The sequence below is a fragment of the Paenibacillus sp. YAE3 genome (genome assembly GCF_057546105.1).
In genome coordinates this window covers 266026-279293 of the sequence record NZ_BAAIYF010000002.1, presented here as the reverse complement: position 1 = coordinate 279293, position 13268 = coordinate 266026, and the positions used below count along the sequence as shown (strand labels likewise).

The 13268-nt window shown below is 52.8% G+C and carries 11 protein-coding genes; all 11 read left to right on the top strand.

Annotated elements, in window-relative coordinates; all coding sequences use genetic code 11:
• The first annotated feature begins 11 nt into the window (after nt 1–11).
• The 11 genes from hfq (at nt 12) to AC27KL_RS04080 (ending at nt 13180) form a co-directional block, all read left to right on the top strand.
• On the top strand, nt 12–251 hold the full coding sequence (gene hfq / locus AC27KL_RS04130) for an RNA chaperone Hfq (protein ID WP_036708256.1): 240 nt from the start codon (nt 12–14) through the stop codon (nt 249–251).
• A 190-nt stretch (nt 252–441) separates the two neighbouring features.
• Entirely contained in the window at nt 442–3135 is a 2694-nt protein-coding gene (locus AC27KL_RS04125; RefSeq protein ID WP_487168941.1) for a transglycosylase domain-containing protein, read from the top strand.
• Between the two features lie 230 nt (nt 3136–3365).
• Nucleotides 3366–3923, top strand: coding sequence for a ribonuclease FAU-1 family protein (locus tag AC27KL_RS04120; RefSeq protein ID WP_036708258.1), 558 nt, complete (start codon nt 3366–3368; stop codon nt 3921–3923).
• Nucleotides 3920–4579 carry a YdcF family protein gene (locus tag AC27KL_RS04115; protein ID WP_487168940.1) on the top strand — a complete coding sequence of 220 codons (660 nt, stop codon included), beginning with the start codon at nt 3920–3922 and terminating at the stop codon, nt 4577–4579. The genes AC27KL_RS04120 and AC27KL_RS04115 overlap by 4 nt, the downstream gene beginning before the upstream one ends.
• A 79-nt stretch (nt 4580–4658) precedes the next feature.
• Nucleotides 4659–5645 (top strand): AAA family ATPase, encoded by a 987-nt coding sequence (locus AC27KL_RS04110; protein ID WP_212948455.1) that lies wholly within the window; start codon nt 4659–4661, stop codon nt 5643–5645.
• Nucleotides 5646–5690: 45 nt separating this feature from the next.
• Nucleotides 5691–6980 (top strand): GTPase HflX, encoded by a 1290-nt coding sequence (hflX, locus tag AC27KL_RS04105; protein WP_487168939.1) that lies wholly within the window; start codon nt 5691–5693, stop codon nt 6978–6980.
• Nucleotides 6981–7012: 32 nt separating this feature from the next.
• On the top strand, nt 7013–8266 hold the full coding sequence (locus AC27KL_RS04100) for a methionine gamma-lyase family protein (protein ID WP_487168938.1): 1254 nt from the start codon (nt 7013–7015) through the stop codon (nt 8264–8266).
• Nucleotides 8267–8350: 84 nt separating this feature from the next.
• Nucleotides 8351–8764, top strand: coding sequence for a MerR family transcriptional regulator (locus AC27KL_RS04095; RefSeq protein ID WP_036708262.1), 414 nt, complete (start codon nt 8351–8353; stop codon nt 8762–8764).
• Nucleotides 8765–8794: 30 nt separating this feature from the next.
• On the top strand, nt 8795–10123 hold the full coding sequence (glnA, locus tag AC27KL_RS04090; RefSeq protein ID WP_339324491.1) for a type I glutamate--ammonia ligase: 1329 nt from the start codon (nt 8795–8797) through the stop codon (nt 10121–10123).
• Between the two features lie 122 nt (nt 10124–10245).
• Nucleotides 10246–10854 (top strand): DL-endopeptidase inhibitor IseA family protein, encoded by a 609-nt coding sequence (locus tag AC27KL_RS04085; protein WP_487168937.1) that lies wholly within the window; start codon nt 10246–10248, stop codon nt 10852–10854.
• Between the two features lie 262 nt (nt 10855–11116).
• On the top strand, nt 11117–13180 hold the full coding sequence (locus AC27KL_RS04080) for a bifunctional diguanylate cyclase/phosphodiesterase (protein ID WP_487168936.1): 2064 nt from the start codon (nt 11117–11119) through the stop codon (nt 13178–13180).
• The last annotated feature ends 88 nt before the right edge of the window (nt 13181–13268 follow it).

Sequence of the window (13268 nt, the reverse complement as noted above, 5' to 3'; positions counted from 1 at the left end):
GGTACGGATAAATGAACAAATCCATTAATATCCAAGATACATTCTTAAACCAGCTGCGCAAAGAAAATATCCCAGTGACCATTTTTCTCGTGAACGGATTTCAGATTCGCGGCACCATCAAAGCATTTGACAACTTTACCGTTGTCGTGGATACTGACGGTAAACAGCAGATGCTGTTCAAACACGCGATCTCTACGGTTACGCCTCAACGCAATGTTTCATTGATGCAGGAGACGCAAAACGAGGGCTAACGGCCGGAATTTGAAACTTTTCTGGATGATTTTCGTTTAAGTATATAGACAGCAAGGGGGAGCGGGGCGGCCGAACCGCACGCTTGCCGGAGATGTCTGTAGGCATAGAAAATGGAGCGGAGCAACCTTGACAAGGTTGTTCTTTTCATTCCAAAACCGAAAATCGTCCTAAAGGGAGTCAGGAGGCACCATGGATAACAATAAACTGTCGCGGACGGGCAACAGAAACAAAGAGCAACCGTCCAAGACGCCCAAAAAGAAGAAAAGAAAGCTGTCGGGCAAACGCATCTTTTGGACTTTGTTTTTTACGTGCGCCATTGCCGTATTTTGCGCATTGGCAGGGTACTTGTACATCTCCGTCAACGGGGAACGGCTGTATCAGGCGAACAAGGACAAAATTACGCTGCATGAAAACTCAAAGGTTTATGACCGCAACGGGAACGTGATGGGCGAGCTGTCGCTGCAAAAAAGCGACCCGGTCAACAGCGAGGACATTCCGAAGCTGCTCAAGGAAGCTTTTGTCGCGACGGAGGATAAACGGTTCTACGAACACAGCGGCGTCGACCTTTGGTCGATCGGCCGTGCGGCGGTCAAGGACATCATCGCCCGCTCCAAGGTGGAGGGCGGCAGTACGATCACGCAGCAGCTGGCGCGAAACATTTTCCTGACGCGCGACAAGACGTTTTTCCGTAAGGCGACGGAAGTGTCGATCGCGCTGGCGCTCGACCGGAATTTGACCAAAGACGAAGTGTTGACGATGTATTTGAACCGGATCAACTTCGGCGGTCAGATTTACGGCATCAAGGAAGCGTCGAAGTATTATTTCGGAAAAAGCAATTTGAACGATTTGAAACTTTGGGAAATGGCTACCCTCGCGGCGATGCCGAAGGGGCCGTCGAAATACAATCCGCTCCGTAATCCCGAACTGTCCATGCAGCGCCGCGCGGTCGTCTTGAATTTGATGGCCGAGCAGGGCTACATTACGGCCGAAGAAGCGGAGCAGGCGAAAAAGGTCGTTTACGACTACGAGCCGCCGAAGAAAAAGCAAAATTACCAGAACTTTATGGATTACGTCATGAACGAAGCCGAGGATGTCACGGGCCTAAGCGAAGACGATCTGAACATCGGCGGCTATAAAATTTACACCACGATGGACGCCAACGCCCAGAAAGTGCTCGAAAAAGAATTCGCCGATGCGTCGAATTTCGAGAAGGGCAAAGACGATCAGCTCGTGCAGGGCTCGATGGTCATCATGAACCAGGAGAACGGCTCGCTCGTTGCGCTGCTCGGCGGACGCGATTATGAACGCAAAGGCTACAGCCGCGTCACGAACAGCCGCCGCCAGCCGGGTTCGGCATTCAAGCCGATCGTCTCTTATGCGCCGGCTATCGATTCAGGGGATTTCAACATGAATTCGCGGCTTAGCAACGAGAAACAGTGCTTCGGCAATTATTGCCCGACGAACCTTCACGGATATTCCGGCACGATCAGCATGGAGGACGCGATCACGAAATCGGAGAACATCCCGGCGGTATGGCTGCTGAACCAAATCGGCGTCAAAAGGGGATATGATTTCGCGACGAAGCTGGGCATTCAGCTGACGGAAGAAGACAAAAACCTGGCGATGGCGCTCGGCGGCATCAGCAAAGGCACCAACACGCTGGAAATGGCGCAGGCATACGGGGCGTTCGCTAACGGCGGTACCTTCTATAAAGCTTATTCGATTAAAAAAATCGTGGACAGCGACGGCAAAGTCGTCTATGAACACAAGGACAACGGCGAACGGGTCATGAAAGAAAGCACGGCTTACCAAATGACCCAGATGATGCAAAACGTCGTTAACAGCGGTACGGGCCGCAAAGCCCGGATCGACAGACCGGTTGCGGGCAAGACGGGGACGACCCAAAGCGGGATCAAAGGTTACAAGTCCAACCGCGACGTCTGGTTCGTCGGCTACACGCCGGAACTGACGGCCGCCGTATGGATGGGTTACGATAAACCGGACAAAGACCATTTGCTCCACAACAGCAGTCCGCTTGCCGCGGCGTTCTGGGGCAAAGTGATGAAGCAGGCGCTTGAAAACTTCCCTGAGAAGCAGTTTAAAGTGCCTGAAGATGTGAAGGTCGAGGAACCGGAACCGCCTGCTCAAGAGACACCTGAACTACATGTCAGCGGGCTGATCGCAAGTTATAGTCCGGATACGCAAACCGTATCTTTATCATGGAACGGAGAGGGGAACGAAAACGCCGTTTACCGCCTCTACCGCAAAGCGTCGTCCGAAGCGGACTTCTCGGTGCTGCAGGACGGCATTCCGACGACGAGCATCGATGATATCGGAACGGTCGCCGGCGAAACTTACGAATATTACGTCGTCGCCGTATCTCCGGAAACCGGCCAGCAGTCCGATCCGTCGAATACGGTGAAAGTCACGATCGAACCGCAGCCGGATGATCAGCTGCCGCCTCCGGATGAAAACACGGGAGATAACGGGCAAAACGGCGACGGAACGAACGGACAGGACCCTAACCAGGACGGCGGCTTCGATCACGGTCAAGGGAACGTTGATCAAGGCAGCGGCCAGGACCAGGGCAACGGCAATAACAGCAGCGGCACTAACGGTAACGGGAATCATGACAACAACGGCAACAATAGCGGCAGCAACGATCATTCAAACGGTAACGGTAATGGAAACGGCAAGGGTAGCGGAAACGGTCAGCAAGGCGGCAATGACGGGTCCGGCTTCGGAAACGGAGACTCGGGCGGCGTAACCGTACCGCCGGACGGCGGCGACGGCAGCACAACCGACCAGGGAAGCATCGAAAGTTTCCAAACCCCGGACAATACCGGTACATTTCCGATTCAAAACGAAAGCAATAACCCGTAAGGCGGATCAAGAGCCTCCCATCGTTTGGGGGGCTCTTTTTCTTTTTGTCGGAGAGGACTCAGGACGGCGGCATACCGTGAGGAAACGGTCAATCGCCTTGCCAAAGAAGCGGCATCCGCAGTTTTTTCTTCTACTTTAGCCTGCGGTTGCGCTATATTAATGGTATATATTTTGAGTGTGTTTCCTAAATGTGATAAGCTGAAGCTAACATATTGGAGAGGGAAATTTCCATGAAACGAAAATTTGGAGATCGCGCGAACTGGCGCCGGATTTCCCGCCGGCGTTTTGCCTGCCGTTATGTGGAAAGCGAGAAATTTACCGGCTACATAACGCTCTACACCATTTACAATTTAAAAGAGCCGCTGTGGAAGCATTATGGAACCCATACGTACCGGATTGCCGATAAAGGGTACTCTTGGCTGCAATATTTTCCGAAAAACAGCCATTACATCGTGACGGCGATGTTCGATGAACGCCAGGAAATCATACAGTGGTACATTGACACCTGCAAAACGCAGGGCGTGACCGAACAGGGCGTCCCTTGGTTTGATGATCTGTATTTGGACATCGTCGTCCTGAGAAACGGAGAGGTGTTTCTGCTGGACGAGGATGAGCTGGAGGAAGCGCTCGCCCGCGGCGTCATCACGAAGGAAGATTACATGCTGGCGACGACGACGGCCAGGGAGGTATTGCATGCGATCAATGCCCATACGTTTCCGTATTTCCTGATGTCGTTGGACCATCGCAAGCGGCTGTTCGAGAATGGAGATTTCAGGAGGAAAACATGAACGGTTATGAACAGGGACCTATCGTCCTGGCGAAAAAAAGGCGCTCCCCTTTGAAACTGGCGCTTGCCATCGTTGCGGCGATGATCATCGCCGGGCTTTTGTGGTCCGGTTACGTGTATTGGAAAATGGACCGCGCGGCAAGCTCGGTCCTGAACGGGCCGCGCGACGTCGGCATCGTTTTGGGTGCCTCCATGTGGGGGGATGCCCCCAGCCCGGGGCTGAAGGAAAGGCTCGACGAAGCCCTGAAGCTGTACAATGAAAAGAAATTCAGCTATATGATCGTCAGCGGCGGATTGGACAAACCCGGCAATAAATATACGGAAGCGGAAGGGATGAGAAATTATCTCGTTCAGCATGGCGTTCCCGAATCGGCCGTCATTTTGGAAAATAAGGCGCGCAGCACTTACGAAAACCTGCTGTACAGCAAACAAATCATGGAAGAACGGGGATTCAAGAATGCGGTGATCGTCACGCACCAATATCACGGAATGCGCTCCAAGGATATCGCGGATTTTTTGGATTACGAGGATCCCAAGCTTGGCCTCACGGAGTCCAAAACGCTGCAAATGAAATACCATAAGCCGCGCGAGGTACTCGCCTATACCAAATGGAAGGTCGATGAGCTCCTGCTGTGGCTCGGCTGGAAAAAGGGCTGAAACTGCTAATAACCGTCACCGAAGTAGAATACATTGAATAGAGAAACCATCTTGCGGAAGAATATGAGGTGATGGATGCATGAACGGGCGTGTTGCGGCCGCGAACGGCCGGCCGGAAGGCAGGCCATCCAGACAAATCAATGTGATTTTACGCAGCCAGGAGCCTCCTGTACTCAGCAGCGCCGTCCCGGAAAAGGAACCGGTGCCGGCGCAAAAAAACGTTGTACAGCACACCTTGTACCAGGAAATTCAGAAAGAACTGGATAAGTTGGTAGGCCTCGAAAATATTAAGGAGTTCGTGTTTGAAATTTACGCCCTGTTGCAAATCTCGCATATGCGCCAAGAAGCGGGCCTTGTAAGCGGAGGGCAAGTATATCATATGGTTTTCAAAGGAAACCCGGGAACGGGGAAAACGACGGTGGCGCGGATCATCGCAAAGTTGTTCCAGAAGATGGGGGTGCTCAGCAAAGGGCACTTGATCGAAGTGGAACGCGCGGATCTCGTCGGGGAATATATCGGACACACCGCCCAGAAAACAAGGGATTTGGTCAAAAAAGCGCTCGGCGGCATTCTTTTTATCGATGAGGCGTACAGCCTCGCCCGCGGCGGGGAAAAGGATTTTGGCAAAGAAGCGATCGATACGCTCGTCAAAGCGATGGAAGACCATAAAAACCAATTCGTGCTGATTTTGGCGGGGTATTCGGAGGAGATCGATTATTTTTTGCAGACGAATCCGGGACTGCCTTCCCGTTTTCCCATTCAGGTAGAGTTTCCGGATTATTCGGTGGATCAGCTGATTCAAATTTCCGAACTGATGTCAAAGGAACGGGATTACATTTTGATGCCGCAGGCGATCATGAAGCTTAGGCAGCACTTGATTCAGGAAAAAAACGAAACCGAGCATGCCTTCAGCAACGCCAGATACGTACGCAACACGATCGAAAAAGCGATACGCAACCAGGCCGTCAGGCTTCTGAACGTATACGCGAATACGAATCCCGGGAAGCTTGAACTGATGACGCTCAGGACCGAGGATTTCAAGCTGGAGACGAAAGGTTCGACGTAAGGGCTTGGAATGTTGTAAGGCTGCGGAAAAAGGGGCTCTTATTCATTGACACATACCACATATGACACGAATATGACCATACGCGACAGGGCGGTGCTGGTCAGCCTCGTCACGGACGAGGTCAAACGATCGGGCATCAACCCGGAGCATTCGCTGCAGGAACTTGTCAGCTTGGCCGAAACGGCCGGCGTCGAGGTGCTGGACGTGATTTCCCAAAATCGTGACGTGCCGGATGCCCGCTGGCTGATCGGAAAAGGCAAGGTGGAGGAACTGCGCCAGGCGATTCTTGCCGTGCAAGCAAACACCGCGATTTTCGATCATGATCTTTCGGGCGCGCAGGTCCGCAATTTGGAGCAGAGCCTGGACGTCAAAATCATCGACCGCACGCAGCTTATTTTGGATATTTTTGCGCAGCGCGCCAAAACGCGCGAAGGCATCATTCAGGTGGAGCTGGCACAGCTGTCCTACCTGCTTCCGCGCCTGTCCGGCCACGGCAAAAATTTGTCGCGGCTCGGCGGGGGCATCGGGACGAGAGGCCCGGGGGAAAGCAAGCTCGAAACGGACAGACGCCATATTCGCAGCCGCATCGGCGACTTGAAAAGGCAGCTTGAGGCGGTCATCAAACACCGCAAGCTGCACCGGGGCCGCAGGCAAAAAAGCGGCGCCATCCAAGTCGCGCTCGTCGGCTATACGAATGCGGGGAAATCGACCCTGCTTAAACAGCTGACCAGCGCCGACGTTTACATCGAAAACCAGCTGTTTGCAACGCTCGATCCAACCTCGCGCACGCTGGAGCTTCCGGGGGGAAGCGAAGTTATTTTGACGGATACGGTCGGGTTCATCCAGAATCTCCCCCATGACCTTGTGGCGGCATTCCGGGCGACGTTGGAGGAAGCTAATGAAGCCGATCTCATTTTGCATGTCGTCGATGCTTCGTCTCCGATGCGGGAAGATCAGATGAAGGTCGTCGATTCGATTTTGGAGGATTTGGGGGCTGCCGACAAACCGCAGCTGGTTTTGTTCAACAAAAAGGATGTTTGCACGCAAGAGCAGCTGGAGATGCTGCCTTCCGGTCCTGGGCATTTGAAGATCAGCGCGTTGGACGAAGGAGATTTGCTTGCCGTGAAACAGGCGATCCAGGAACGTTTGTCTGGGGGAATCCTGTCGTTCCGGGTGCCCTCAGAGGATGGCAACGCCATGGCTTTGCTGTACCGGATCGGAGACGTTGTGGAGCAAAAAACCGAAGAACATGATATGATTTATAAGGTACAGGTTCACAAACCCGATTACGATAAATGGGGACATATGGTCGAACCTTATCTGATCAGGGATTAAATGGGAAAAAGCAGAGGGGAAATTCGATAGACATGGTACAATTCGCAGAACAATTGGAACAATGGAAGGAAGCCGCGGAAGAGCGGATAACGGAGCCGTTTCGGCAGCTGGATCGCGTGATCGACCACAATCAGTGGAAGGTCATCGAAGCGTTCCAGAAGCATCAAGTCAGCGATTTTCATTTTGCAGGCTCGACGGGTTATGCTTATAACGACCGGGGAAGAGAAGTGCTGGATCTGGTATATGCGGACGTATTCGGGGCCGAAGCCGCCCTGGTGCGCCCGCATTTTGCTTCGGGCACGCATACGATTTCTACAGCTCTATTCGGGGTATTGAGACCCGGCGATGAGCTGTTTTACATTACGGGGCGCCCGTACGATACGCTGCATAAGGTGATCGGCCAAAAAGGCGACGGGACGGGGTCGCTGAGGGATTTTGGCATCACGTACCGGGAGGCCGCCTTGACGGCGGACGGAGGCATCGACTGGGATGCGGTGCGCGCAGGCATCCATGAATCGACGAAGGTCATCGGCATCCAACGCTCGCGGGGTTATGATTGGCGCTCATCGTTTACCGTCGGCGAAATCGGCGACATGGTGAAAAAAGTGAAAGAGATCAAGCCGGACGTCATCGTGTTCGTCGACAACTGTTACGGGGAATTTACGGAAACGATGGAGCCGACAGAGGTAGGCGCCGACCTGATCGCCGGCTCGCTGATCAAAAACCCGGGCGGCGGCATTGCGGAAACCGGCGGGTATATTTGCGGCCGGCAGCATCTGGTGGATCTGTGCGCATACCGGCTGACCGCGCCGGGCATCGGCAGCGAAGTCGGGGCCATGCTCGGGACGACGCGCGGCATTTACCAGGGGTTGTTTCTCGCGCCTACGCTTGTGGGACAAGCGTTAAAAGGAAGCATTTTTGCGGCGGCCATGTTCGAGCAGGCGGGATTCGTCACCAAGCCGGCATGGAACGAAGCGCGAACGGATTTGATCCAAGCCATCTCATTTAAAGAAGCCGGACACCTGATCGCATTCGTGCAGGGCATCCAACGGGCAGCCGCGGTGGACAGCCATGTCGTTCCCGAACCTTGGGACATGCCGGGTTACGATCATCCGGTGATCATGGCCGCAGGGACGTTCATTCAGGGGGGGAGCCTGGAATTGTCCGCGGACGCGCCGATTCGGGAACCTTACATCGGGTATATGCAGGGAGGCTTGACCTATTCCCATGTCAAGTTTGGGGTCATGTTGGCCTTGCAACGGATGATAGACCAAAAATTATTGTGAGTTTTTCTGACATGTCATTGACGCGACAGATCAGGAAAGGTACAATATGAGTGAGAAAAGTTAACTGGAAGGTTGAGATGAGTCATGGGTGATGAGATTCGCAGAAACATGGCATTGTTCCCGATTGGGATTGTGATGAAATTGACCGATTTGTCCGCCCGACAAATCCGGTACTATGAACAGCATAACCTGATAGTTCCTGCGCGCACCTCGGGCAATCAAAGGCTGTTCTCCTTTAATGACGTGGAAAGATTGCTGGAAATCAAATCCTTGATCGAAAAAGGCGTCAATATTGCCGGCATCAAGCAAGTGATGAACCCGGTGTCCAAGGAATCGGAGGAAGCGACGGTCATTACCGCAGACACGGAAGTAAAGCGGAAAGAGATGACGGAATCGCAGCTGCACCGGTTGCTCAAGCAGCAGCTTGTTTCGGGTAAGAGACCGGGCCAGGTATCTTTGATCCAAGGCGAGTTGTCCCGGTTTTTTAATAAAAAATAACGAGTCATAATAGGAAAGGGAGAGGATCTTGTGAGCTACACAAAAGAAGATATTCTTCGCATCGCCGAGGAAGAAAACGTCCGTTTCATCCGCCTTCAATTCACCGACTTGCTCGGTACGGTCAAAAACGTGGAAATTCCCGTCAGCCAATTGAAAAAAGCCCTTGACAATAAAATGATGTTCGACGGTTCTTCCATTGAAGGTTATGTACGTATCGAGGAATCCGACATGTACCTGTACCCGGACCTGGACACATGGGTGATTTTCCCTTGGGTTACCGAAGATCGCGTCGCGCGTCTGATCTGCGACGTTTACATGCCGGACGGCACGCCGTTTGCCGGAGATCCGCGCGGCATTTTGAAGCGCAACCTGAAGGAAGCGGAGAAAATGGGCTATACCTCCATGAACGTCGGTCCAGAGCCTGAATTTTTCCTGTTCAAAACCGATGAGAAAGGCAACCCGACGATGGAGCTGAACGACCAAGGCGGATATTTCGACCTGGCTCCGACTGACCTCGGCGAAAACTGCCGCCGCGAAATCGTGCTTACGCTCGAGGAAATGGGCTTTGAAATCGAAGCTTCCCACCACGAAGTGGCCCCGGGACAGCATGAAATCGACTTTAAATATGAAAATGCCGTTAAAGCGGCGGATCAGATCCAAACGTTTAAGCTGGTCGTAAAAACGATCGCCCGCCAGCACGGCTTGCATGCGACGTTTATGCCTAAACCGCTGTTTGGCGTGAACGGCTCCGGCATGCACTGCCACCAATCGCTCTTCAAAGGCGACGTCAACGCGTTTTACGACGAGTCCGACGAGCTGGGCCTGAGCAAGGAAGCCCGTTACTACATGGCCGGCATCCTGAAGCACGCGCGCGCGTTTGCGGCGATCACCAACCCGACCGTAAACTCCTACAAACGTCTGGTTCCGGGTTACGAAGCTCCATGTTACGTAGCATGGTCCGGCAGCAACCGCAGCCCGATGATCCGGATCCCGGCTTCCCGCGGTCTCAGCACGCGCGTCGAAGTCCGCAACCCGGACCCTGCGGCGAATCCTTATCTGGCGCTTGCCGTCATGCTTCGCGCCGGTTTGGACGGCATCAGCAAAGAAATGCCGCTTCCTGCGCCGATCGACCGCAACATCTATGTGATGTCCGAAGAAGAGCGCATCGAAGAAGGCATCCCAAGCCTGCCGGCTGACCTGAAAGAAGCGCTGAACGAACTCGTTCGCGACGAAGTCATCGTCGAAGCGCTGGGCGATCATGCCATGTCCCACTTCTATGAGCTGAAAGAAATCGAATGGGATATGTACCGCACGCAAGTTCATCAATGGGAACGCGATCAATATATGACGCTTTATTAATCTGGAAAATCCCTTGCGCCGTCCGGCGTGAGGGGTTTTTAATTTTGCAGGAAAAAGATCCGTCCGAGCTAAGCTGAAACATATTGCCTGCTTGCTTCGTATAGATGGTGGAGGCGATACATATGAAACGAAATAAAAGATTCACTTTTACGCTGACTGCGGCAGTCCTGGGTTTAAGCATGTCGATGTCCATGGGTGCCGCTGCAGCGGGAGCAGGAAACCAACAAACGCAAGGACAAGCACAAAAGGTTGAAAAGGTGGTTGTTACCGATCCGACAGCCATTACCAAGCTCAACAGCACGAGCGTGCCGCCACTGATCGTCGAGGCCGAAAAAAGATATTTTTACGCCATGGGCGGCGGCAAGGGTTCGACCGAGGTTTTCGAGATCAACGGCCAGCAATACCGCTATTTGTCCGATGACATCGGAACCCGCGCAAAGCTGATGGATTACCTGAAGCAAGCCTATACGGAAAAAGCGGCGGCTTACTTTGTCGACAAATATTTCATCAGCCATGGCGGACGTCTGGCACAGCTGAATGCCGATACGGGGAATATACTTGAATTTGGCAAGGCGACCGCCAAAATGCTGTCCATGACGCCGACGCAACGGGTGTACAAGTTGTGCGTCCCTTACCCGGAACATCTGCAGGGGCCCGAATATATAACGGTAAAATTCGAAAAGGTCGGGGACCACTGGCGGGTGGGGACTGCTCCGCATGCCGTTTTTTAATGTTCTGCCGCATCGATGACACCATAAATCAATAATCCCGGCCAGCAGGCTGATTAAAAAATGCTCGCTTTGGAACGAACGACCGGAGAACCTCGGAGTTCAACGGATCGTAGGCCAAAGGGGCATTTTTTTGTGGTTCTGATCCCAGAAAAACGGGAGGGTGAATAGGACCGGATCTGAAATCCATATTCAGGCCGTCAAAGATTGTGATAAAATGTAGAAGAATGTAGACAAAACGGTGTCATACGACTCGAAGAGCTTATTGACAACAAGGAGTGAGCTTTCCATCTTTCTGTTACAGGAAACGTATAACCACTGGGTCGTCATCCTTTCATTGATCATTGCCGTCTTTGCGTCCTATTCGGCGCTGAACCTTGCGTCGAAAATATCCGGGTCCCAGGGATTAACGCAAAAATGGTGGTTGATCGCGGGTTCATGCGTCATGGGGTGCGGCGTATGGGCCATGCATTTTGTCGGCATGCTTGCGTTCCACCTCAATGTACATATCCATTATGATTTATCGGTTACGCTGCTTTCCATGTTATGCAGCATCGTTGCTTCGTTTATCGCTTTTCAAATCTTGTTGTCCAAGCGGATCGATTGGCGCAAATTTGGCGTGAGCGGCTTTATTATGGGCAGCGGGATCGTGGCTATGCATTACACGGGGATGGCTGCCATGCGGCTTCCCGCAACGGTGGCGTACGACAGGGGCTACTGGCTGCTTTCAGCGGCAATCGCCTTGGTGGCATCGTATGTGGCCTTGTTCCTTTTCATTAAATTTCGGGGTAACGTATCGGTAAGCTGGTGGAAATGGGCTTCCGCCTTGCTCATGGGAATCGCCATATGCGGGATGCATTTTACCGGGATGAGGGCTGCCGATTTTTGGTGCGGGGATGCCGGTGCCCTGATCGCAACCGATAGCGGGGAAGTCAACCTCGTTTTATTGTCCGGCGTCACCTTGGCAACCTTTTTTATGCTAATGGTTTCGTGGGGAGCGATGTTTTTCGATCGGCATGTTTTGGAGAAAATGGCTTATAGCGACCCGCTAACAGGACTTCCCAACCGGCATGATCTCAATCGTTTTCTTAAAGACGGCGTCGACGGCTCGCGCGAAACGGCGGTACTTTTTATCGATTTGGACCGCTTCAAAACGATTAACGATACGCTGGGTCATGATATCGGCGATATGCTAGTCCAGGAGGTCGGAAGAAGGCTAAGCGGGTTAACGGGCGAAGGTCGGAAAGTATTCCGCCTTGGCGGGGATGAGTTTTTGATTGCTGCTGAACGGTGCAGCCAAGATCAAGCGGAACAGCTTGCCGGAGACATTTTGGAGGCGATCACCAAACCGTTTGACCTCAAGGGGAATGAGCTTTACATCACGGCGAGCGTTGGAATCAGTCTGGCGCCGAAGCACGGAACGGACCGCGAATCGCTCCTCAAGGCATCCGATACGGCAATGTACAATGCCAAAAGGGCGGGAAAAAACCGGTTTTGCGTGTTTGACGATGAAATGGATCAAATGCTGCTTCGCCGTCTCGAATTGGAAAAAGACATGCGGGGCGCCTTGGAACGAAAGGAATTTTATATCGTTTATCAGCCCAAGTGGAATGCGCTAACGGAAAAAGCCGTCGGTTTCGAATCGCTGATGCGCTGGCCGCATCCGAAATTCGGCGAAGTTTCCCCCAGCGAATTTATTCCGATTGCCGAGGAAACGGGATTGATCATTCCCATGACCCGATGGGTGTTCTCCGAAGTGGGCAAGCTGCTTCAACAATGGATGGAAAAAGGCGTTCCGCTGCTTCCCGTATCGATCAACGTATCCATTCGTTTATTCGAAAGCCAGCAGTTGATCGAAATGACCCGTACATTGCTGAAGTCCGCGAACTTATCTCCGCATGTTATCGAGCTTGAAATTACCGAATCCATGATGCTGTACGATGTGAAGGACATGATCAGGCAGCTCAGCGAGCTTCGCAGCCTCGGCGTTCGCATTTCGATGGACGACTTCGGGTCTGGGTATTCGTCGCTCGGGACGTTGGATCAAATTCCGATTGACACGATCAAAATCGATCAGCTTTTTATCAGGGAAAGCGATTCGCCCGCCAAAAGGGCCATCGTGGGCGCGATCATCGAGATGGCTCTCAACCTGCAGCTGGACCTTGTCGCCGAGGGAGTTGAAACCGTGGAACAAATCGATTTTCTTCGGTCCTCCGGATGCAACGTGATGCAGGGGTATTATTATGGAAAGCCGATGGACGTGAGCGAAATGGACGATTGGATCGCCCGGAATATGGAAGAACGCCTCACGGAAGACAGTAGGCTTTAAGAAAACGATCGATCATAAACATGGCGCTGCCAGCCGATCATTCATGGGGTTCGACCTTAAAGCCGCGCTTATCCCTCCGTATTTTTGC

Excerpts from the sequence above, each read along its gene's own strand:
- AC27KL_RS04115 (WP_487168940.1), top strand. The coding sequence starts at position 3,920 with ATGAACGGTTATGAACAGGGACCTATCGTCCTGGCGAAAAAAAGGCGC.
- AC27KL_RS04120 (WP_036708258.1), top strand. The coding sequence starts at position 3,366 with ATGAAACGAAAATTTGGAGATCGCGCGAACTGGCGCCGGATTTCCCGC.
- AC27KL_RS04110 (WP_212948455.1), top strand. The coding sequence starts at position 4,659 with ATGAACGGGCGTGTTGCGGCCGCGAACGGCCGGCCGGAAGGCAGGCCA.
- AC27KL_RS04100 (WP_487168938.1), top strand. The coding sequence starts at position 7,013 with ATGGTACAATTCGCAGAACAATTGGAACAATGGAAGGAAGCCGCGGAA.
- AC27KL_RS04125 (WP_487168941.1), top strand. The coding sequence starts at position 442 with ATGGATAACAATAAACTGTCGCGGACGGGCAACAGAAACAAAGAGCAA.
- AC27KL_RS04095 (WP_036708262.1), top strand. The coding sequence starts at position 8,351 with ATGGGTGATGAGATTCGCAGAAACATGGCATTGTTCCCGATTGGGATT.
- AC27KL_RS04085 (WP_487168937.1), top strand. The coding sequence starts at position 10,246 with ATGAAACGAAATAAAAGATTCACTTTTACGCTGACTGCGGCAGTCCTG.
- hfq (WP_036708256.1), top strand. The coding sequence starts at position 12 with ATGAACAAATCCATTAATATCCAAGATACATTCTTAAACCAGCTGCGC.